Origin of the sequence: Pseudoalteromonas sp. CO325X (assembly GCF_004208955.1) — a bacterium.
GTDB classification, from domain to species: Bacteria; Pseudomonadota; Gammaproteobacteria; order Enterobacterales; family Alteromonadaceae; genus Pseudoalteromonas; species Pseudoalteromonas ruthenica.
Window position 1 is genome coordinate 16,656 of the sequence record NZ_SGPG01000029.1, and the last position, 21,623, is coordinate 38,278.

The following is a 21,623-nucleotide window of genomic DNA, read 5'->3' on the forward strand; positions in this document are numbered from 1 at the left end:
GGGTTTTTTGTTTAGGCAAGTGGCAGTTTGAAAATGAAAAAGTTGAGAAAAGTCGTTATTGTCGGTGGTGGTACATCTGGCTGGTTGGCTGCAAATCACATTGGCAAGAGACTATTAGGCAGCGATATTGAGGTGTGCTTAATTGAGTCACCTACTATTCCAACCATCGGCGTCGGTGAGGGGACTGTACCAATGATGGTCAGTACCTTACAAAGTTTTGGTATTTCTGAGCAAACCTTTATCACCCAGTGCGATGCGACGTTTAAGCAGTCAATAAAGTTCATAAACTGGCTTGATAAACACCACCATGGTGAACATAACTATTATCATCACTTGTTCGAATACCCCTTTCCAAATAATCAAGATGTCACGCAAACTTGGCTCAGTGACACAACTGCCGCTTCATTTGCCGAAACCGTTTCGTTTCAACACATGCTCTGTGAGCAGGGTGTCGGCCCTAAGGCGATAACTCACGCGCAATACACTGGCCATGCCAGTTATGCCTATCACCTCAATGCGCTCAAGTTTGCCCAACTATTAAAGGACAATGCCACATCTCGGTTCAACGTAAAGTTACTGAAAACCAACGTTACAGCGGTAAAGTGCAATGATGAAGGCCATATCAGTGAGCTGCAAACCGACGATAGTGGCCAAGTCAGCGGCGATTTTTTTGTTGATTGCAGTGGCTTTTCGAGCATTTTACATCGACAAGCCTTAGGCGTTAAATCAGTAGATGTAAGTGATCAGCTGCCTATTGATAAAGCCATTACGGCCCAGGTCCCGACCTCTGCAGATGATGCTATTCCACCTTACACGCTGGCCACAGCACATCAGGCAGGGTGGATATGGGACATTGCCCTGACCACACGACGTGGGACCGGCTTTGTGTATGCCAGTGACTATTTAACAAAAGAGCAGGCATATACCAAATTTGAACGTTATTTAGGTCAGCCGTTGTCTGGCTTAAAAGTACGAGAAATTGATATGAAAGCGGGGTTCGCTGAGCGGGCTTGGCATAAGAATTGTGTGGCGTTAGGGCTTGCTCAAGGTTTTGTTGAGCCTTTAGAGGCAACCTCCATTCTGCTGACGGACTTTAGTGCAAAGCTATTGGCCGAGAATTTGCCGGTGCAGCATCATGCGCTTGCGTTAGCCGCCAAGAAGTATAACGAAATTGTCGATTATGCATGGCGCCGAGTCGTCGATTTTATCCAATTGCACTATTATCTTTCAGATCGTCAAGACTCTGCGTTCTGGCGGGCAATGAAGTCAACTGACAGCATGTCTGTGGTGCTCAAAGAACGTCTTGCGTTGTGGCAATACCAAGTCCCTAAAAAGTCTGACTTTAACTCTAAATATGAAGTGTTTGAGCTAGAGAACTACTTGTACATTCTTTATGGTATGCATTTTAAGCCATGCGCTCATTTAGTTGCCAAGCCTGAGCATAAAGAGTTGATTGCTATGCTAACAAGTTATGGTGAGCAGCTACTAAAGCAGCTGCCTAAACACCGAGCCTTGCTTAACAATATAGCCCAACATGGGCTGCAGAAAATTTAGCTTTTACACGATGCACCAAACGCTTCGAGCAATGCTCTGTTTGACAAGAGCTTGCTTGCAGCACTGCGTTTTTGTGCGGCGATTGAGGCAAATGCTTTGTCGATGATCTCCTCATTGATTGGCGCTTTTTCAACGTAGTCAGGCAAAAACTCTAATCCATAAAGAATGTATTGCCAACTAGCGAGAGTAAACAGGTCGTATTTGTAGGGTAAGTCTCCATCGGTAATACCGTAATGCTGCCAAGCCTTGAGCTTTTCCTGTAGTGAGGTAGGAATGGTCTTGGGGTTTTTCTGCTCTCGCCAAAAAGGGGTATCATCGCGCTTGGTGAGACAATAATGCAGCTTAATGAAATCGATAATGTTGTCCCAACGGGATGTGAAAATACGATTGTATTGTTTTTCTCTCTCGAGCATCGCTTCTCGAGTTGCAGGGAAACGGGCGGCAAGAGAGCGCACTCCCGCCTCAACCATGGCTATAGCGGTTGCTTCCAAAGGCTCGACAAAGCCGCTGGAAAAGCCGATAGCACAGCAGTTTTTGGCCCACGATTTTTCTCGGTAGCCGGTTTTGAAGCTGATATGACGATAGCGCTTCTCACTATCATGGGCAATACCGTGATAATCGCACAAGGTTTTCTCAGCCTGCTCTTTGGAGCAGTAGTGTGAATTGTAAACATAACCGGTGCCTCGGCGATTTTGTAAGGCAATATCCCAAATCCATCCGGCGTCTTGCGCAGTGGACACCGTATGGGTCGTGATAGGGGTCTCGGCATCGGCATATTCCACAGGTAAAACAACGGCGGTATCAACTGTGAGGTAGTGGCTTTTATCAACAAAGGGCACGTTTAAAGCTTTTGCTAACAGCAAAGAGGAGAAGCCCGTACAGTCGACAAAAAAATCAGCGTCATGCTGGCGTTGCTGCTTATCAACTAAGTGCGCGATGAAACCTTGTTCATCCAGCTCTACTTGCTCAATATCAGCAACAATATGCTCAACCTGTAACTTGTTCATTGCATGCTTTTTGAGTAACTGACCCAGCTTTGCGGCATCGAGGTGGTATGCATACTTGGCAAGCCAAGCATATTCTCCCGTCTCAGGTGTCTTAGGTGCGAGGTTTTCATCGCACAGGAATGACTGCACCGACGTCGCGTGGGCAAAATCTTGCTGCATCGTGCCTTGATGTTTTCGGCTTACCCAATATGCACTCAAATCAAGGCCTTTTGGTTTGGCAGGGGGATCAAATGGGTGGTAATAGGCATGAGGTTTATCGCTTGGGTTATATAACCAGTTTTTAAAAAGAGCGCCTTGCTTAAAGCTGGCGTCACACGCAGTGATAAACTCTTTTTCAGAGAGGCCAATCTCATACAAGGTATTGACGATAGTGGGGAAGGTGCCTTCACCAACGCCAATTGTGGGGATAGTGTCTGACTCAATAATACTGACTTTAATATCCCGTCCGGTTCGCTTGAAACTGCTGGCTAAGTAGGCCGCGCTAAGCCAGCCAGAAGTGCCGCCGCCAACGACAATAACACGTGATAAATCTTTCATTCTTATTCCTTTATTTTTTATTCTAAGTAGAAAAAGGAAGCGACACTCAGGCGACCATTATCTATGTCATCTTGCTGATTATGTTGTCCCTTTAAATCAGCGCTGTGCAATATATTGCCTTGATAAATAATGATTCTATTGAATTTCGCCGGCACACTCAGTACTCGCTCGAAAAGTGCTGAGTCGCCCTGAATATAACCATCAAAACGATGTGCATGATGCTGAATTGATTTAAGCATGTTTTTGACAGCGTTGTCATCACTAAACTGCGCCATTCCCGTTGGCCGGTAGCAGTAAAAGGAGGTGCCGCCATGTTGCTCAGAGCATAAATAGTGCACGGTTGCATAGTCTTTACTATCTAAGCTATCGATATGGGGAGCTTTTTGAAAGAGCGAAAGTTGAGACTCTTTCACCGTGGTCAGAGATAACTCGTTTCTGTAAATATCTACTTTACCATCAAGTTGCAACACTCCTCTGTCGCGCAGACTATTGAGTAATTCTGATAGCGCGCGTTTATAAGGCAAAGGCATTTTGTCGCGTTTACCTGGATAAAAAGAGCGATCTGTTCCCGGTGGGTTAAAGTATGCGGTGGTTTTGGCATAGTGAATGACTTGTTCAGGGTTAGCTAAGAAGTCATCAACGACCACCACGCTTTCATTGGTTGCAGGAATTGCAATGACGTTCGCTTGGTAATCTAAATTCAGTGTATACATTGGTTTTAGCTTGTAACGGGTTAGACAGCATTATGTTAGCCAAAATCAATTGGAGTCAAATGCGATGTTCCGTTGCCACAAAATTTTCACTTCCTTTTTCCTAGTAAAACCGCTAGCCTTAGTGCCACTAGCTAAGTAACAAATACGTAAAATTAATGGAGCAGTAATATGGCGGAGCAACAAGTGCAGCCTTTGCATAACGAAAAACATGCCAACACAAAAATCAAAAATGGCATTAACCTAGAATTTTTGAAAACTCAGCACCTGGTTCCTGTAGTTGCTCACGAGTTTGGTCGTGTTGCTAACGAATTTCCGATGGCATTCGTTAAAAATAATGAAACTGGCAAATTTCAAGCGGTAGCGATTTTTGGACTTGAACCAGGTGAAAACCTATTTGTAGATGGCGATAAGTGGGTAGCAGGTTTTGCCCCATTAGCTGTAACTCGCTACCCGTTAGGTCTTGTTAAGCACCCAGAAGAAGAGCAGTACGGTGTAGTTATCGATGAAGCTAGCCCGTTGGTAGGCGAGGAAGACGGTAATGCGCTGTTTGAAAATGGCGAAGAAACTGAATACCTGAAGCGTCGTAAAGATGCACTTGTGTCATTCATTGAATTCTCTGGTGTGACTGAAACCTTCACTCAGTATCTTGCAGATAAAGAGCTACTGGTACCACAAACGCTGACTGTGGATATTAAAGGCGAAAAGAAAGATATCTCAGGTATCTATCTAATTGATGAGAAAAAGTTAAATGAGCTAAGCGACGAAGCTTTCTTAGAGCTTCGCAAACGCGGTTACTTAGCGCCTATTTATTCGTTCCTAACGTCTACTCACCAAGTGGGTCGTCTGGCGCGTTTAAAAGCTCAGCGTGATGCTGACGCATAAATCGCATAAAGCGTGAGAAAGCCCAGCAATTGCTGGGCTTTTTTGTACCTGCTTGTTCAGTTATTACACGAATATGAAAATTGGACCAAAGTTTTATCTCTTTACCCTTGAGTAACGTCGGCCCATGTGAAAAAATTTGAGTTTATTTTGTAACCCCAACTCAGACACGAGGAATCAATTATGCGCATCATCCTATTAGGCGCACCCGGTGCAGGTAAAGGCACGCAAGCTCAGTTTTTAATGGACAAATACAACATTCCGCAAATCTCTACCGGCGATATGTTGCGCGCAGCTATTAAAGAGGGCACACCGCTTGGCTTAGAAGCGAAAAAGGTGATGGATGCCGGGCAACTTGTGTCTGACGAGATTATTATTGGTCTTGTAAAAGAGCGTGTCGCTAAGGCTGATTGTGAAAACGGTTTCTTGCTAGATGGTTTCCCACGTACCATCCCTCAAGCCGATGCAATGAAAGAAAATGGCATCGATGTCGATCACGTGATTGAGTTCGATGTGGCTGATGAAGTGATTGTTGAGCGTATGGGCGGACGTCGTGTTCACCCAGGTTCTGGTCGTGTTTACCATGTGGTTTACAATCCACCTAAGGTGGACGGCAAAGATGATGTCACCGGTGAAGATTTGATCATCCGTGACGATGATACTGAAGAAACAGTACGCAAACGTCTTGCTATATATCACGAGCAAACTAAGCCGTTAGTTGATTATTATCAAAAAGAAGCGGCTGCTGGCAACACTCAGTACCATAAACTCGATGGTACCCAAGCTGTTGAAGCAGTCAGCCAGCAGTTAGCCGAACTGCTAGGCTAACCCCGCACTAAAAAAACCGCCTGAAGGCGGTTTTTTTTGATCTTAGCGATTGTTTTCAAAGTATAATCACTTTTAATTTAGCGTTTAGGACTTCATTGCTATGTCACTTGCTTTATCGCAAAGCGCCAGCCGTTACGGGGTGCTGTTAGTTAATCTTGGTACCCCTGATGCGCCCACGTCAAAAGCCGTTCGTGTATATTTGCGCGAGTTTTTATCCGACACTCGCGTCGTTGAGATACCGCCAGCTGTGTGGTTTTTTATTCTCAATGGCATCATTCTTCCTATTCGCTCGCCCAAGGTGGCTAAAGCATACGCATCAATATGGCAGGAGCAAGGCTCGCCGCTGCGTGCAATTACCGAGCAACAAAGCATTGCCTTACGCCAGCACTTAGAACAAGGGACGGGAGAGGCCATTCACGTCGACTATGCCATGACCTATGGCAATCCCAGCATCGCTAGCCGCATTAAAGATATGCAGGCGCGCGGCATCGATAAAATAGCGGTGTTGCCACTGTATCCGCAGTACTCTGCGACGACCACGGCGGCGGTATTCGATAAGCTGATGGCGCATCTAAAAACCGTGCGTAACTTACCGGAAATTCGTTTCCTTAAGCACTACTACGAGAAGCCTAGCTATATTAATGCATTGGCGCAATCTATCGCTGATTACCGCGCTCAGCATGGCGAGGCGGATAAATTGATTTTCTCTTTTCATGGGATCCCTAAGCGCTGTGTTAAAAAAGGCGACCCCTACTTCGAGCATTGCCAAGCTACGGCGCAAAATACAGCAACCAAGTTGGGGCTCAGTGATGAGCAATGGATGATGACCTTCCAATCGCGTTTTGGTGCTGAAGAGTGGTTAAAACCCTATACCGATGAAACTTTGGAAGCGTTGCCAGAGCAAGGGGTGAAAACAGTGCAGGTGGTTTGCCCGGCTTTTGCTGCAGACTGCTTAGAAACCTTGGAAGAGATTTCCGTGGAAAACGCCGAAGTGTTTAAAGAGGCGGGAGGCGAGAGCCTAGACTATATTCCCGCGCTTAATGATAGCGAGGCTCATATCGCTTTACTGGCTGAGCTAGCCCAGCAGCAATTGCAGAATTGGTAATACGAAAGGCGCCACACAAGGCGCCTTTTTACTATCACGAATAAAACCGAGTCTATAAGCTATTGAGTGCTCTGATCGCATGATCGTAATTAGGCTCTTTGGATAGGTCGCTAACAAGTTGTTTGTAGATGACTTTATGGTCTTTATCCAACACCAATACGGCACGGCTAAGCAAGCCCATATCTTTGATAAGTAAACCATACTGCTCACCGAAATCTCGCCATACTGCATCTGAGAGAGTCTCTAGCTTGTCAATTCCCTCTGCGGCGCAATAACGTTTTTGCGCAAAAGGTAAATCAGTGCTGACAGTTAACATAGCGACTTGAGGGAATTCGCTGGCCACTTTCTCATTAAAGTGCTTTGTTTGAATACTGCACACGCCAGTGTCTAAGCTCGGAACTACACTCAATAGAACCGCTTTGCCTTGGTAGTCATTTAAGCTGCGTGGTTCAAATTGGGCATTCACGGTACGAAAATCCGGTGCGGCATCACCCACTTTGACTCCTTTTCCTAACAGGGTGACAGGCTTTCCTTGGGCTGTGACTTTACCAGCATCAATGGTATTGATAGTCTCGCTTTGCTGAGCTAGCGCCACAGTGCTGCAGGTCAACAGGGTGCACAGTGCTAATTTCTTAAACATAACGCTCTCTTTTCTAGTTTCTGCAAAATCCTATGAACTATTATATCTATACGCCAGTACAAAAGGATATAGCGGCGGTGGATATTTAAATTGTGTTTATTGTTATCTTTTATTAACATTAATACAGGCTAGTTTGCGATCAACAACAATAACAACGCATTCCGATACGACTAACCACCATTCAACGATCATGCGAGTGAGGTACTGCCTGTCATGAAAACACCAGTGTTAATTTGTGATGACTCCACAGTTGCTCGCAGGCAGTTAGCCCGATCCCTACCCGAAGATTGGGAGATAAAACTGGAATACGCCGTCAACGGCGAAGACTGCCTAGACAAATTGCAGTCGTTTTCACCGGAAATCTTGTTTCTCGACCTCAACATGCCAGGCATGGATGGTTATCAAGTCTTGCAGGCCATCAAAGAGCGTAATATTCAGGTGCTCGTTGTGGTGGTCTCTGGTGATATCCAACCGACAGCGCACGAGCGTGTTCTTGCGCTTGGTGCGATTGATTTCATTGCCAAACCGTGCGATGCCAGCAAATTAGAGCAAATTATTGATCAGCACGGCATAAAAGATAAGGCGGCACGCCAACGTTTAGCCTTGCAGCTCGGGGAACAGCTTGACCCGGATATTCGTGACATTTATCAAGAGATCACCAATGTGGCGATGGGGCAAGCGGGTGACTTGCTCGCGCGGCTACTTAATGTATTCGTAAAGCTGCCCATTCCTAATGTAAACGTACTTGAAGTGAATGAGCTGGCAATGGCACTTCGCTCAATCGACCAAAATGCGGCAACTTCAGGCATCTGTCAGGGCTTTATTGGTGGGGGGATCTCGGGCGAGGCATTATTATTGCTTAATGACTCCAGCTTTAAAGAAATTGCGTCACTGATGAATTACGAGGGAGAGATCACCGATGCGGTCGAGCTCGAACTATTAATGGATGTCAGCAATATTTTAGTGGGCTCGGTACTTACCGGCTTAGCCAAGCAGCTTGATGTGGGTTTTTCCCAAGGGCACCCAGTGGTGCTCGGTCAGCATCGTGAAGTTGAAGAATTGGTCTCGGCCAACCGCTCGCGTTGGCAACGTACATTGGCGATAGAAATCAGCTATGGAATCGAGGACCATGATATAAATTGCGACCTCATGTTGTTGTTCACAGAAGATTCCCTAAAAACTCTCAAATACAAAGTCGAATACCTATTGGAAGATTAATTTATGCCTGCAGCTGATTTTAATATGCACGAAATACACTGGCTCATGGACATGTTCAATACTGTGGATGTGGGCCTTGTGGTATTGGATCGCAAATACCGGGTGTGCATATGGAATGGCTTTATGGAGAATCACTCTGGGCTGCTGCCTAGTGCGGTGAAAGACAAAGACTTATTCGACTTGTTCCCCAGCATTGATGAGAAGTGGTTTCGAACTAAAACCGAGTCAGTGTTTGTACTAAAAAACCGCTCATTCACTATTTGGGAGCAAAAACCCTATATTTTTCGCTTTAAGAACTACCGTCCGATCACTGGTAAAGCGAATCATATGTACCAAAATGCGACCTTCATCCCGTTAACCAGTACCACCGGAGATGTGACCCACGTATGCATCATTATTTATGATGTAACTGACGAGGCAGTGAATAAAATCGAATTGGAAGAAGCCAATCGCATGCTCGAGCAAATCAGTCGCACTGACGGGTTAACGCAATTACCTAATCGCAGCTTTTGGGAAGAAAGTCTGCAAAAAGAGTTTAAGCGTGTGAGTCGCTCACAAGGGCATGATAGCTTGTTAATGCTAGATATCGATCACTTCAAAAATATTAATGACAGCCATGGCCATGCGGCAGGAGATGAGGCGTTAAGACACATAGCCAACATTATAAGCAACACCTTACGCGAAAGTGATATGGCTGGGCGTTATGGCGGTGAAGAGTTTGCAATTACTTTATATGATACAGATGCAGAAGGCGCCAAAGTATTTGCCGAGCGCTTGCGGGCACAGGTTGAAAGTTCGCAAGTGGTTGTTGACGAGGAAGTCATTAAAATGACTATTAGTGTAGGGATCGCTCAGTACGACAGCGCTTTTGAGCAACATGAGCAGTGGGTCGCCGCAGCAGACAAAGCGCTGTACAAGTCAAAACAAGAAGGGCGAAACCGCATTTCTATCGCTAACAACGGCGCTTAATTAAGCGTCGCTGTTTTGCGCAGCAGGGCACTGACTGAGCAGTTGGGTGCTGCCATCTTGCTGCTCTTGCTCTAACTTCACTGCAAACCCCCACAACCGATATAGGTGCTTCATCACCTCATCGCTTGAGTCCGCTAAAGGAATCGATTGATGTGGTACGTAACGTAAAGTTAAAGAACGATCTCCTCTAATATCAACATCATAAATCTGAATATTGGGCTCATGGTTACTGAGGTTGTACTGCGCTGACAGGGTTTCCCTAATGGCTTGGTAACCCGCTTCATCGTGAATAGCCCCGACTTCCAAGTGAGGTTGTTGAGCATCATCAACGATGGAAAACAGTTTGAACTCCCGCATCATACGAGGAGAAAGGAATTGACTGATGAAGCTCTCATCTTTGAAGTTTTGCATGGCAAAATGCAGGGTCTCCAGCCAGTCACTGCCAGCATACTCCGGAAACCATTGTTTATCCTCATCCGTTGGGTTTTCGCAGATTCGGCGAATATCCGTCATCATGTTAAACCCTAAAGCATAAGGATTAATCCCCGAATAGTAGTTGCTGTTGTAGGGAGGTTGATACACCACATTAGTGTGGCTTTGTAGTACTTCGAGCATAAAGCCGTCGGTGACTTTTCCCTCATCATACAAGTGATTAAGTATGGTGTAATGCCAAAAAGTAGCCCACCCTTCATTCATTACTTGGGTCTGTTTTTGTGGATAAAAGTACTGCGAGATTTTGCGTACAATACGCACAATTTCTCGTTGCCAAGGTTCCAGTAAGGGCGCATTTTTTTCGATGAAATAAAGAATATTTTCTTGCGGCTCACGAGGAAAACGCTCGCGCTTTTGTTTGCTGTGCGACTCAGCCTCTGGAATTGTGCGCCATAACTCATTAACCTGAGACTGTAAGTAGTCTGCTCGCTCTTTCTGTCGTCTCTTTTCTTCGAACAAAGAGATTTGCTGTGGCCTTTTATAGCGATCCACACCGTAATTCATTAGCGCATGGCAGGAGTCGAGAATATTCTCCACTTCATCAATACCGTATTTTTGCTCGCATTCGCCAATGTAGTTTTTGGCAAAGAGTAAGTAGTCAATAATGGAACCGGCATCCGTCCAGGTTTTAAACAGATAGTTACCCTTAAAAAATGAGTTGTGGCCATAGCAGGCGTGAGCCATGACTAGGGCCTGCATCGGCATGGTGTTTTCTTCCATCAGGTATGCGATACAAGGGTTGGAGTTAATCACAATCTCATAGGCCAGTCCCATTTGTCCGCGCTTGTAGTTTTGCTCAGTTTGGATAAATTTCTTACCGTACGACCAATGGTTGTAGCCAATAGGCATACCGACACTGGAGTACGCATCCATCATTTGCTCAGCGGTGATCACTTCAATTTGGTTCGGGTAAGTATCAAGCTTATAGTTTTGTGCAACGCGTTTTATTTCGTCGCGGTATTGCTCAAGCAAATCAAAGGTCCAATCTGGACCATCACTTAATGGCTTTCGAGTCATAATCGCCCCTCATTACTAGGCGCTACGCGCCGTTTTGTTGGCGTTTTTCTTAAATAGCTCTCGGAAAATAGGATAAATATCATCAACAGCACGAATGTGCTCTATGGCAAAGTTGCCGAATTGAGCCGCGAGTTGCTCATATTCTCGCCACAAGCTTTGGTGTGCACGATTGGTGATTTCGACATAGGCATAGTATCGCACCATGGGTAAGATTTTGTTGCTCAACAAATCGGCGCATTGCGGTGAATCATCTGCCCAGTTGTCGCCATCGGACGCCTGCGCTGCGTAGATATTCCATTCACTGGATGCGTATCGCTCACTCACTATTTGATGCATCAGTTTTAATGCGCTGGAGACAATGGTGCCGCCAGTCTCTTGGGAGTAAAAAAACTCTTGTTCGTCGACCTCCTTGGCTTGAGTATGATGGCGGATATACACCACCTCAATGTTTTCATAGCTGCGGGTAAGAAATAGGTAGAGAAGAATATAAAAGCGTTTCGCCATGTCTTTGGTGGCTTGATCCATCGAACCAGAGACATCCATAAGGCAAAACATAACGGCCTTAGAAGTGGGGTGCGGACGCTTTTCGTAGTTGCGAAAGCGTAAGTCGTAATTATCAATAAAAGGCACCGCAGATATTTTTCGCTCAAGTACTTCTATCTGCTCAAGGAGCGCGTTAATTTTGGTTTGCTCTGGTACGGGGGCATGCTCAAGTTCAATCAATTGCGCTTTTAGTTCAGCGAGTTCGCGTCGCTTTGCTGCGGTCATCGCCACTCTTCGGGCAAGTGAACCTTGTAAAGAACGAACAATATCAATATTGCTTGGCATGCCATCGCTGCAAAAACCAGCGCGGTGCGTTTTCATTTGTACCAGCTTATCGACACTGGTTTCTTGTAAGTTCGGTAGTTCTAAATCTTCAAATAATAAGTCTAGATACTCATCCTTTGAAATTGAGAATACAAACTCATCTCGCCCTTCGCCTTGATCGCTGGCTTCGCCCTCACCAGCGCCGCCGCCTTGACCCTGCGGCGGGCGTTTTATTTTATCGCCTTTATTAAATTGGTCGTTGCCCGGGTGCACCTGCTCACGATGCCCCCCGCGACCTTGATGAAAAAAAGGCTCCTTGATGTCTTTGGCGGGGATAGAAATGCTTTCCCCGCTAGAGACATCAGTAACACTGCGTTTATTTATCGCGTCTGAAACGGCTTCTTTAATTTGCTTTTTATAGCGGCGAATAAAGCGCTGTCTATTTAACGTGCTTTTATTCTTGCCGTTCAGGCGCCTGTCGATAAAGTGCGCCATAAAACCTCCCTCAACTCACTACGTGCTGGTTACTGCGATTTGCGAACGCGCAAATACCACTCAGACAGTAAGCGCACTTGTTTCTGGGTGTAGCCTTTTTCAACCATTCGGTTAACGAAGTCTTCGTGTTTTTTCTGATCCTCTGCTGACGTCTTGGTATTAAATGAGATAACCGGCAGTAAGTCCTCGGTGTTGGAGAACATTTTTTTCTCAATCACGGTGCGCAGTTTCTCGTAGCTAGTCCATAGCGGGTTCTTACCATTGTTGTGAGCGCGCGCTCGTAAAACAAAATTAACGATCTCGTTGCGGAAGTCTTTGGGGTTAGAAATACCCGCAGGTTTTTCGATTTTCTCCAGCTCAGCATTGAGTGCGGCGCGGTCGAATAGCTGTCCGGTGTCAGGGTCGCGGTATTCTTGATCTTGGATCCAAAAGTCGGCATAGGTGACGTAGCGATCGAAGATATTTTGCCCGTACTCGGAGTACGACTCTAAATAAGCTGTTTGTAGCTCTTTACCGATAAATTCGACATATTGAGGGATCAGGTAGCCTTTTAAGTGCGACAAGTAACGTTCTTGCACTTCAGCGCTGTATTGCTCCCGCTCTATCTGCTGTTCCAATACATAGAAAAGATGGACCGGATTGGCAGCCACTTCACTGTGATCAAAGTTAAACACGCGCGACAAGATTTTAAATGCAAAACGGGTTGATAGCCCTGTCATGCCCTCGTCGACGCCGGCATAGTCGCGGTACTCTTGGTAGGATTTGGCTTTGGGGTCGGTATCTTTCAGGCTTTCACCATCGTAGACCCGCATTTTTGAGTAAATGCTGGAGTTTTCAGGCTCTTTTAGCCGCGATAACACCGAGAACTTCGCTAAGGTTTCTAAAGTGCCTGGAGCACACGGAGCGTCGCTTAGCTCGCTGTTGTGTAGTAACTTATCGTAAATTTTTACCTCTTCAGTGACACGTAAGCAATACGGCACTTTCACGATGTAAACCCTGTCTAAAAAGGCTTCATTATTCTTATTATTTTTAAACGTTTGCCACTCTGATTCATTTGAGTGGGCCAAAATAATGCCATTAAAGGGCAGGGCGGAAATCCCTTCAGTACCGTTGTAGTTGCCTTCTTGGGTGGCAGTTAGCAGCGGATGCAGTACTTTAATGGGCGCTTTGAACATTTCGACGAATTCCATCAAGCCTTGGTTGGCAAGACATAAAGCGCCTGAGTACGCGTACGCATCTGGATCGTTTTGCGCGTAATGTTCAAGTTTACGAATATCAACTTTACCCACTAGGGCGGAGATATCTTGGTTGTTTTCATCACCAGGCTCAGTTTTGGCAATGGCCACTTGATTTAAAATAGAGGGGTAGCGCTTTACCACCTTAAATTGACTGATGTCACCATTGTATTCTTTTAATCTTTTTGCTGCCCAAGGTGACATGATGGTACGCAAATAACGCTTTTTAATGCCGTATTCTTTTTCTAGCAGTTCGCCGTCTTCAATGGCATTAAAAAGGCTCAGGGGGTGATCATTCACCGGTGAGCCTTTGAGACAGTAAATAGGCACTTGTTGCATCAAGTACTTAAGCTTTTCAGCAATCGATGATTTACCACCGCCTACAGGGCCAAGCAAGTATAATACTTGTTTACACTCCTCTAGGCCTTGTGCGGCGTGTTTTAGGTAGGAAACAATCTGCTCAATGGCATCTTCCATACCATAAAACTCATTGAAAGCGGGGTATCTTGGTACAACTCGGTTAGAGAAAAGCCGACTTAACACCGCATCTTGCGATGTATCGACCATTTCTGGCTCGCCTATGGCTGTTAGCAGGCGCTCTGGTGCCGTGACATAGGCTGTCTTGTCTTTTTTGCACAGCTCTAGAAACTCGCTAATGCTGTACTCTTCTTCCTGGGATGCTTCAAATCGTGATTGATAATGCTCGAAAATTGTCATACCGACCTCCAAGTTACCCGAAGCTGAGATGAAAGGGTGGAAAGATGCGACTCGGTACTTAAAGCGTAGACAGTAAAGTGAAATTTTGCGAAATATATTAGGAATTTAGTTATTCATATTTAGCGCTATGAACAGCCACAAAAAAGCCGCATGAGCATGGTGCGCACACGGCTTTTATCAACTTAGAACAAGCAGGTGAAAAAATTTCACCTATTTATATCAGCGGAAAAATTAAGCGCTGAAGTTCTGGTTTGCGAAGTCCCAGTTTACTAGCGACCAGAAGCCTTTAAGGTAATCTGGACGTACATTGCGGTAGTCAATGTAGTAAGCATGTTCCCAAAGGTCAACGGTCAGAATTGGAGTTACGCCTTGCTCAGTTAGAGGCGTAGCTGCATTTGAGGTGTTAACGATATCCAATGAACCGTCTGCAGTTTTAACTAGCCAAGTCCAGCTCGAACCGAAGTTGTTTACTGCTTTGTCATTGAATGCTTCTTGGAACGCTTCAAAAGAGCCCCATTTAGCGTTAATCGCATCGGCTACAGCGCCGGTTGGTGCACCACCACCGTTTGGAGAAAGGCTGTGCCAGTAGAACGTGTGGTTCCAGATCTGAGCAGCATTATTGAAAACACCGCCTTCAGATGAGCACACGATTTCTTCGAGAGATTTACCTTCGAAATCAGTACCAGCAATAAGGCCATTTAGCTTTTGCACGTAGGTGTTGTGGTGTTTACCGTGGTGATACTCAAGCGTCTCTTGAGAGATATGTGGCTCTAATGCATTGATTTCGTATGGTAGTGACGGTAGTTCAAATGCCATGTTTTTCTCCATCTATCATTATTTGAAAAAAGGGCAAGCAGCTGCGCGCGGACTGCGCAAAGTGTACTGAATGCCATTATAGTGGTACTATAATTCCTGAGTATTTTACTCAAGTTTTAGCAAACAGCAACGCCAAAACGGCGACAAGTGCCTGAACCTGCGTTTACAGTAGACGTCTTATACGACGATTTTGCTACATCAGAGCAAAAAATATCGTGGTTGCCTTCATCACCGTTATGCTACGGTATCAACAGCGCGCTGTTTGCTTTAAAATTACTGCTAACGATAGACATTGTGGTCAAAGTGATGGATTTCAACACTTACCGTCACATTTAACAGAAATTGAGGTTGTACATGGAAACCGTTGAAAAGATTAAACAGCAAATTGCTGAAAATCCCATTCTGCTTTATATGAAAGGCTCTCCAAAACTACCAAGCTGTGGCTTTTCTTCTCAAGCAGCGCAAGCGATGATTTCTTGCGGCGAGCAGTTTGCTTACGTTGATATCCTACAAAACCCGGATATTCGTGCTGAGTTACCAAAATATGCGAACTGGCCAACTTTTCCGCAGTTATGGGTGGAAGGTGAGTTAGTCGGTGGTTGCGACATTATTATTGAGATGTTCCAACGCGGCGAGTTGCAGCCTCTCATTGAGCAAACAGCGGCAAAGTACAAAGACGCTGATAGCGAATAAGAGTAAAAAAGCCAGGTTCTCCTGGCTTTTTTATTAAGAGCCCTGTCCAGAGGCTTTGACTGATACCATCGATCAGCAACGCATTTCTCACTAAAAAAGCAATTTTTCGAATCCCTCGGTAAAAACTTTCCATCTGCACATCTTCGGTTAAACTTTGTTATTAATAGCAGTTTATTGGGCGTGCCTTGTATGTTCATGCTTTATATTCGTATGACCGTTTTAATTTTGGCAGTGGCCATACTCCCCGCTAGCTACTCCTACGCGCAAGGTCAATCTATTACGATTGACTATCAAGTAAATGATGCAACCATGAGTTACACAGGCTTTTGGCGCGGCAGTACCTTTATTGTCGATGCGGGGTTCGAGCGTAATGTGGTCGTCGCGACGCTTGATTGGCCTCCTTACTTGGGGCGTAATCAATGTCAGGGGGGCTGGCTATTGCATTATATGGCGGCGTTGCTATTGCAGGCTGGGTATAATCCTGAGTTCAGGTTTTTGCCTTGGGCTCGAGCGGTGCGCATGACTGAATTGGGTCATGCGGACATTTTAGCCCCTGAGTATGAAATAGAATCATCCGCGCCCTCAGACGTCATCCCTGGCAGCACGCGGCTTAATCACCTCGCATTGTCCTCAGCACTTGCGCATGCACCGGTGCATTATGTGGCTGCAGCAGACAGTGCTATCATCCAGGCCCCGCAAATATCGGAATTGCCCAATTACTCTCTTGGTATCGTTCGTGGCTATCAAAATGCCCCCCAGGTAGATCAAGTGATCGACAGTGGTCAAGTCATTGTTCAGCAAGCTATAGATGATGCGCAAAACCTTAACTTAGTGGTTAACGGGCGCGTTAACCTCATTATTGGCGATCCCTTGGTATTACATACCGTTGCCAGTGCAAACGGTATTGACCGCGCTGCCTATCGAGTATTGCAACCAAGCATAACCAATCAGCCATTGTATTTTGCGCTATCGAAAACGCGGCCACAGTGGCAAGTGTTGATGCAAGATATCAATCAAACCATTCCTGTTGCCAATGCTCAGCAATTGCGCCAACAGCTTACTGAGCGTATTGACGAGCACTGTGCAGCTCAGGGCGCACATTGAGGTGAATTTTTATTCGCAATACGAATAATTATTCACATGCACCCCATCTTTACGTTAACGTAAACGTCCGTTTTTAGGCTCGCTATTTACACGATTTGTAAATATGACACTGGTGTCATATAAAAAATAACGAGTATAAATAGTAAAAATACCTCTATACCCCCTTGCTTTGCATATGTTTACAAAGCGTGAAAAATATTCAAGAATGTGAATATGTATTCATGATTTCATTGACACTCTGTTTGCAAAGCGTTAGCGTTGACGGTCTGCTAGGCCGCCTGTGAGGGTTGCTTGCAACGCGGTTAGCACGCAGTAGCAAGGGGGAGAGGAGTCCGCAAATGTTATATGACTCAGCATTAGAAAAAGATAATTGTGGCTTTGGCTTGATAGCCCAAGTCAATGGGCAAGCCAGCCATAAGTTGATTCGCACCGCGATCACGGGTCTTGCCCGTATGGAACACCGGGGTGGTATTTCTGCAGACGGTAAAACCGGTGATGGTTGTGGCTTGCTGATGCAAAAGCCAGACAGCTTTTTTCGAGCTGTAGCCAAAGAAAACAACTGGTTACTGGGCAAGAACTATGCTGTGGGAATGGTTTTCCTAAGCCAAGATCCGGTTCAAGCCGAAGCGGCAAAACGCGTTATCACTAAAGAACTAGAACAAGAAACACTGACCCTACAAGGGTGGCGTGAAGTGCCGACCGATACCAGTTACTTAGGCGATATTGCCTTAAAGCAATTGCCACAGTTTATGCAGGTTTTTGTCAGCGCCCCGGAAGGATGGCGACCAAAAGATTTGGAACGTCGGCTGTACATTGCCCGCCGACGTATCGAAAAACAGCTAGAACAGGATAAGGATTTTTACATTGCTAGCCTGTCTGGGCTAGTCACCGTATATAAAGGCTTGATGATGCCAGAGGATTTGCCAAATTTTTATCTCGATTTGGCAGATATCCGCATGACCTCGGCAATTTGTGTTTTTCACCAACGTTTTTCCACCAATACCCAGCCGCGATGGCCTCTAGCACAGCCGTTCCGCTATTTGGCTCATAACGGTGAAATCAACACCATAACGGGCAATCGACAATGGGCTCGGGCCCGTGCTTATAAGTTTTCCTCGCCACTGCTGCCTGATTTGCAAAGTGCCGCCCCTTTTGTCAACGAGAGTGGCTCAGACTCCTCAAGCTTGGACAACATGCTGGAGTTGTTTTTAGCCGGGGGGATGGACCTGTTCCGCGCGATGCGCATGTTAGTGCCACCGGCATGGCAAAAGAACCGAGCGATGGATGATGATCTGCGCGCTTTTTATGATTTCAACTCTATGCATATGGAGCCTTGGGATGGACCTGCGGGCATTGTGATGTCCGATGGTCGCTTTGCGGCATGTAACCTCGACCGTAACGGCTTGCGACCTGCTCGCTATGTGGTGACCCAAGACGGGTTTATCACCTTGGCTTCAGAGGTCGGGATTTGGGATTATGCCGCCGATGAGGTGGTGGAGAAGGGCCGTGTTGGTCCCGGTGAACTGATGGTGGTTGATACCCTGCATGGCAAGGTATGGCACTCAGGGGAGATCGATCAAGACCTTAAAGCAAGGCATCCTTACAAACAATGGCTGGAGCAAAACGTTAAGCGCCTCACGCCTTTTGAGAAGCTGACCGACAAAGAAGCCGGTAACCGTTCGTTTGACGCTGATACGCTACTGATTTATCAGAAAATGTTTGCGTACACCAATGAGGAGTTGGACCAGGTCATTCGGGTAATGGGTGAAAATGGCCAAGAAGCCACCGGTTCAATGGGCGATGACACGCCATTTGCGGTACTTTCTGAAGGCCATCGCTCCTTATATGATTATTTTCGACAAAAGTTTGCTCAGGTCACGAATCCGCCTATCGATCCACTGCGGGAAAACCATGTCATGTCACTAACGACCTGCATTGGTCGTGAGCAAAATGTTTTCAATGAGACCACAGGACACGCTAAGCGCTTGCAATTTGATTCGCCAGTGCTGATGTACTCGGATATGGTGCAGCTGCGCAGTGCCAATGATGAGCACTATAGCCACAGCCAAGTGGACCTAAACTACACCAGTGATGAGACCTTAGAGCAGGCGTTGGAACGCGTTTGTGATGAGGCGCAGCGTAAGGCTGAAGAAGGCGCGGTGATGGTGATTTTAACCGACCGCCATATTACCCAAGACAGCCTGCCTATTCCGGCGGCAATGGCCGTTGGTGCGGTTCAGCAACGTTTAGTGAATAACAACTTGCGTTGTGACACTAACATAATTATCGAAACTGCAAGCGCACGCGATCCTCATCATTTCGCGGTGTTACTTGGTTTTGGTGCAACCGCTATTTACCCTTACCTCGCCTATGAGTCGCTGGTGGCGATGAGCGATAACAAGGTGATCGACAAGAGCTACCGCGAAGTGACGCTGTCTTATCGTAACGCTATCAACAAAGGGTTGTTTAAGATTATGTCGAAAATGGGGATCAGTACCATTTCGTCATACCGGTGCTCTATGTTGTTCGAAGCGGTGGGGCTATCCGATATAGTGGTCGAGCTATGCTTTAAAGGCGTGGCGAGTCGTATCGCTGGTGCCTGTTTTGAGGATTTTGAGCACGACCAAGGCAAGTTGCGCAAACTGGCATTTAGTGCACGTAAACTGCTCTCCCATGGTGGGCTGTTAAAATACGTTCATGGCGGCGAATATCACGCTTATAACCCCGATGTGATCCAAACACTGCAAACCGCAGTGCGCTCAGGAGACTATGCGGACTATCAACGTTATGCGGCCCTGGTAAACAATCGTCCCATCACTAATTTGCGCGATATGCTCTCGCTGCGCAGCGATACAAAGGCCATTAGTGTCGATGATGTTGAGCCGGCAGAGGCGCTTTATCAGCGTTTTGATTCCGCCGCCATGAGTATCGGCGCGTTATCGCCAGAAGCGCATGAAGCTCTGGCAATTGCGATGAACCGCTTAGGCGGGTGTTCTAACTCGGGCGAGGGTGGCGAGGACAAGCTGCGCTTTGGTACCGAGAAAAATTCACGTATTAAACAAGTGGCATCAGGACGCTTTGGCGTCACTCCGCACTATCTGCGCAGTGCTGATGTTATCCAAATCAAAGTCGCCCAAGGCGCTAAGCCCGGCGAGGGAGGCCAGCTGCCCGGTGAGAAGGTCACACCTTATATCGCAAAACTTCGGTATTCGGTACCAGGTGTGACCTTAATTTCACCTCCACCACACCACGATATTTACTCTATTGAGGATTTGGCGCAGCTGATATTCGACCTCAAGCAGGTGAATCCAAGTGCGATGATCTCGGTTAAGTTGGTATCAGAGCCAGGGGTCGGCACCATTGCTACCGGTGTGGCCAAAGCTTACGCCGACCTTATCACCATAGCCGGGTACGACGGTGGCACCGGGGCCAGCCCACTGACATCAGTAAAGTATGCGGGTAGCCCGTGGGAGTTGGGATTAGCGGAAACGCAGCAAGCCCTAGTTGAAAATGGCTTGCGTCACCGTATTCGCTTGCAAACAGACGGCGGTTTAAAAACCGGCCTAGATATCATTAAGGCGGCCATACTCGGCGCTGAAAGCTTTGGTTTTGGCACCGGACCTATGGTGGCTCTGGGATGTAAATACCTGCGTATTTGTCACCTCAATAACTGCGCAACCGGTGTAGCGACGCAAGACGAGACATTACGGGCCAAGCATTATCATGGCTTGCCTGAGATGGCGATGAACTACTTTAAGTTTATTGCCCAAGAAGCGCGAGAAATCATGGCATCGCTCGGCGTCACGCGGCTAGTGGATTTAATTGGTCGCACCGAATTACTCGAAGCCATTGAGGGCAAAACGCCGAAACAGCAAAAAGTCGACCTCAGTCATTTATTGGAGAAGCCCAATAATATCAGCGGTGAGACCCTATACCGCTCGGTGCACAATACTTCGCATTATACGGGGCGCTTGAATGAGGAGCTGCTCGATAAAGCCAAGGAGGCCATTGATAACTTATCGGGTTTAAATTTGGTGAGCCGCATTAATAACACCGATCGTTCCATTGGTGGCATGCTTTCCGGCTATATTGCCTCGAAGCACGGTAACCAGGGTATGGCCGCTGATCCAATTCGCCTTGAGCTACATGGCACTGCCGGGCAATCCTTTGGTGTGTTTAATGCCGGTGGCCTCGAGATGACCCTTATTGGCGATGCCAATGATTATGTCGGTAAAGGCATGGCCGGTGGGCGCTTAGTCGTTCGCCCACCAATGGGCTCATGTTTCCAATCACACCAAGCGGCAATTATTGGCAATACCTGCCTATATGGTGCAACTGGGGGTCATTTATATGCTGCTGGTTGTGCTGGCGAGCGCTTTGGTGTGCGTAACTCCGGCGTCACCGCTGTGGTTGAAGGCTTAGGAGATAATGGCTGCGAATACATGACCGGCGGCGTCGTATGTGTGCTTGGTAAGGTTGGGGTGAACTTTGGTGCAGGGATGACAGGTGGTTTTGCCTATGTACTCGACGAAGCCCAAGACTTTGATAAACGCATCAACCCAGAGCTGGTGGAAATTGTCGAACTGGATAACTTAGTAACACATCATGAGCACCTCCGTGGATTGATAGCTGAACACTTAGAACTCACCGGTTCGCAGCGAGCCGAGGCTATTCTTGCTAGCTTTGATCTGTATCTACCGCTGTTTAAGTTGGTGAAACCAAGATCCAGTGATGTGCAGAGTTTATTGGGCCACCGCGCCCGCAGTAGCGCGGAGTTGCGCGTACAGGCGCAATAGG

Annotated in this window: 17 protein-coding genes; 10 read left to right on the plus strand and 7 right to left on the minus strand. The window is 46.6% G+C overall.

All coding sequences use genetic code 11. The features are described from left to right. Positions 1 to 33: 33 nt before the first annotated feature. A complete protein-coding gene (locus EXT46_RS15200) occupies positions 34 to 1,554 on the plus strand; it encodes a tryptophan halogenase family protein (protein WP_130148308.1) in 1,521 nt (506 codons plus the stop codon). On the opposite strand, the gene EXT46_RS15205 is transcribed toward EXT46_RS15200, so the two are convergent. Both EXT46_RS15205 and EXT46_RS15210 read right to left on the minus strand, forming a co-directional pair. Next, the gene (locus EXT46_RS15205) at positions 1,551 to 3,098 is read right to left on the minus strand and encodes a tryptophan halogenase family protein (RefSeq protein WP_130148310.1); all 1,548 of its coding nucleotides are present in this window, start codon (positions 3,096 to 3,098) and stop codon (positions 1,551 to 1,553) included. The genes EXT46_RS15200 and EXT46_RS15205 overlap by 4 nt on opposite strands. A 17-nt stretch (positions 3,099 to 3,115) precedes the next feature. Continuing rightward, positions 3,116 to 3,811 carry a DUF6445 family protein gene (locus tag EXT46_RS15210; protein ID WP_130148312.1) on the minus strand — a complete coding sequence of 232 codons (696 nt, stop codon included), beginning with the start codon at positions 3,809 to 3,811 and terminating at the stop codon, positions 3,116 to 3,118. A 168-nt stretch (positions 3,812 to 3,979) separates the two neighbouring features. Between EXT46_RS15210 and EXT46_RS15215 the strand changes: the two genes are divergently transcribed. The 3 genes from EXT46_RS15215 (at position 3,980) to hemH (ending at position 6,623) form a co-directional block, all read left to right on the plus strand. After that, positions 3,980 to 4,693: a SapC family protein gene (locus EXT46_RS15215; RefSeq protein ID WP_053911505.1), complete on the plus strand. Its 714-nt coding sequence runs from the start codon at positions 3,980 to 3,982 to the stop codon at positions 4,691 to 4,693. Between the two features lie 180 nt (positions 4,694 to 4,873). Then, the gene (gene adk, locus EXT46_RS15220; protein ID WP_022946156.1) at positions 4,874 to 5,518 is read left to right on the plus strand and encodes an adenylate kinase; all 645 of its coding nucleotides are present in this window, start codon (positions 4,874 to 4,876) and stop codon (positions 5,516 to 5,518) included. Between the two features lie 100 nt (positions 5,519 to 5,618). Continuing rightward, the gene (hemH, locus tag EXT46_RS15225) at positions 5,619 to 6,623 is read left to right on the plus strand and encodes a ferrochelatase (RefSeq protein ID WP_130148314.1); all 1,005 of its coding nucleotides are present in this window, start codon (positions 5,619 to 5,621) and stop codon (positions 6,621 to 6,623) included. Between the two features lie 52 nt (positions 6,624 to 6,675). Here hemH and tpx read toward each other — a convergent pair whose 3' ends face one another. Continuing rightward, on the minus strand, positions 6,676 to 7,263 hold the full coding sequence (tpx, locus tag EXT46_RS15230; RefSeq protein WP_022946158.1) for a thiol peroxidase: 588 nt from the start codon (positions 7,261 to 7,263) through the stop codon (positions 6,676 to 6,678). Between the two features lie 213 nt (positions 7,264 to 7,476). Here tpx and EXT46_RS15235 point away from each other — a divergent pair, with 213 nt between their 5' ends. Together EXT46_RS15235 and EXT46_RS15240 are read left to right on the plus strand one after the other, a co-directional pair. Then, complete coding sequence (locus EXT46_RS15235; RefSeq protein ID WP_022946159.1) at positions 7,477 to 8,481, plus strand: response regulator; 1,005 nt, start codon at positions 7,477 to 7,479, stop codon at positions 8,479 to 8,481. Positions 8,482 to 8,484: 3 nt separating this feature from the next. Then, entirely contained in the window at positions 8,485 to 9,450 is a 966-nt protein-coding gene (locus tag EXT46_RS15240; RefSeq protein WP_022946160.1) for a diguanylate cyclase, read from the plus strand. Here the strand turns inward: EXT46_RS15240 and EXT46_RS15245 are convergent, their stop codons facing one another. From EXT46_RS15245 to EXT46_RS15260, 4 genes are all read right to left on the minus strand, one after another. After that, on the minus strand, positions 9,451 to 10,959 hold the full coding sequence (locus tag EXT46_RS15245; RefSeq protein ID WP_130148316.1) for a SpoVR family protein: 1,509 nt from the start codon (positions 10,957 to 10,959) through the stop codon (positions 9,451 to 9,453). Positions 10,960 to 10,974: 15 nt separating this feature from the next. Beyond that, entirely contained in the window at positions 10,975 to 12,261 is a 1,287-nt protein-coding gene (locus EXT46_RS15250; RefSeq protein ID WP_130148318.1) for a YeaH/YhbH family protein, read from the minus strand. Between the two features lie 29 nt (positions 12,262 to 12,290). Beyond that, complete coding sequence (locus tag EXT46_RS15255; protein WP_022946163.1) at positions 12,291 to 14,213, minus strand: PrkA family serine protein kinase; 1,923 nt, start codon at positions 14,211 to 14,213, stop codon at positions 12,291 to 12,293. 231 nt (positions 14,214 to 14,444) lie between these two features. After that, entirely contained in the window at positions 14,445 to 15,029 is a 585-nt protein-coding gene (locus tag EXT46_RS15260; RefSeq protein WP_022946164.1) for a Fe-Mn family superoxide dismutase, read from the minus strand. Positions 15,030 to 15,176: 147 nt separating this feature from the next. Here EXT46_RS15260 and EXT46_RS15265 point away from each other — a divergent pair, with 147 nt between their 5' ends. The 4 genes from EXT46_RS15265 (at position 15,177) to gltB (ending at position 21,622) form a co-directional block, all read left to right on the plus strand. Continuing rightward, a complete protein-coding gene (locus tag EXT46_RS15265) occupies positions 15,177 to 15,365 on the plus strand; it encodes a hypothetical protein (RefSeq protein ID WP_130148320.1) in 189 nt (62 codons plus the stop codon). 18 nt (positions 15,366 to 15,383) lie between these two features. Next, on the plus strand, positions 15,384 to 15,722 hold the full coding sequence (locus EXT46_RS15270; RefSeq protein ID WP_022946165.1) for a Grx4 family monothiol glutaredoxin: 339 nt from the start codon (positions 15,384 to 15,386) through the stop codon (positions 15,720 to 15,722). Positions 15,723 to 15,911: 189 nt separating this feature from the next. Next, entirely contained in the window at positions 15,912 to 16,826 is a 915-nt protein-coding gene (locus EXT46_RS15275) for a transporter substrate-binding domain-containing protein (protein ID WP_130148322.1), read from the plus strand. Positions 16,827 to 17,164: 338 nt separating this feature from the next. Beyond that, entirely contained in the window at positions 17,165 to 21,622 is a 4,458-nt protein-coding gene (gene gltB, locus EXT46_RS15280) for a glutamate synthase large subunit (RefSeq protein ID WP_130148324.1), read from the plus strand. Position 21,623: the final 1 nt, after the last annotated feature.

What these genes read in the sequence shown, in the direction of transcription:
- EXT46_RS15200 (WP_130148308.1), top strand. Translation starts at nt 34, where the DNA reads ATGAAAAAGTTGAGAAAAGTCGTTATTGTCGGTGGTGGTACATCTGGC.
- EXT46_RS15205 (WP_130148310.1), bottom strand. Translation starts at nt 3,098, where the DNA reads ATGAAAGATTTATCACGTGTTATTGTCGTTGGCGGCGGCACTTCTGGC.
- EXT46_RS15210 (WP_130148312.1), bottom strand. Translation starts at nt 3,811, where the DNA reads ATGTATACACTGAATTTAGATTACCAAGCGAACGTCATTGCAATTCCT.
- EXT46_RS15215 (WP_053911505.1), top strand. Translation starts at nt 3,980, where the DNA reads ATGGCGGAGCAACAAGTGCAGCCTTTGCATAACGAAAAACATGCCAAC.
- adk (WP_022946156.1), top strand. Translation starts at nt 4,874, where the DNA reads ATGCGCATCATCCTATTAGGCGCACCCGGTGCAGGTAAAGGCACGCAA.
- hemH (WP_130148314.1), top strand. Translation starts at nt 5,619, where the DNA reads ATGTCACTTGCTTTATCGCAAAGCGCCAGCCGTTACGGGGTGCTGTTA.
- tpx (WP_022946158.1), bottom strand. Translation starts at nt 7,263, where the DNA reads ATGTTTAAGAAATTAGCACTGTGCACCCTGTTGACCTGCAGCACTGTG.
- EXT46_RS15235 (WP_022946159.1), top strand. Translation starts at nt 7,477, where the DNA reads ATGAAAACACCAGTGTTAATTTGTGATGACTCCACAGTTGCTCGCAGG.
- EXT46_RS15240 (WP_022946160.1), top strand. Translation starts at nt 8,485, where the DNA reads ATGCCTGCAGCTGATTTTAATATGCACGAAATACACTGGCTCATGGAC.
- EXT46_RS15245 (WP_130148316.1), bottom strand. Translation starts at nt 10,959, where the DNA reads ATGACTCGAAAGCCATTAAGTGATGGTCCAGATTGGACCTTTGATTTG.
- EXT46_RS15250 (WP_130148318.1), bottom strand. Translation starts at nt 12,261, where the DNA reads ATGGCGCACTTTATCGACAGGCGCCTGAACGGCAAGAATAAAAGCACG.
- EXT46_RS15255 (WP_022946163.1), bottom strand. Translation starts at nt 14,213, where the DNA reads ATGACAATTTTCGAGCATTATCAATCACGATTTGAAGCATCCCAGGAA.
- EXT46_RS15260 (WP_022946164.1), bottom strand. Translation starts at nt 15,029, where the DNA reads ATGGCATTTGAACTACCGTCACTACCATACGAAATCAATGCATTAGAG.
- EXT46_RS15270 (WP_022946165.1), top strand. Translation starts at nt 15,384, where the DNA reads ATGGAAACCGTTGAAAAGATTAAACAGCAAATTGCTGAAAATCCCATT.
- EXT46_RS15275 (WP_130148322.1), top strand. Translation starts at nt 15,912, where the DNA reads ATGTTCATGCTTTATATTCGTATGACCGTTTTAATTTTGGCAGTGGCC.
- gltB (WP_130148324.1), top strand. Translation starts at nt 17,165, where the DNA reads ATGTTATATGACTCAGCATTAGAAAAAGATAATTGTGGCTTTGGCTTG.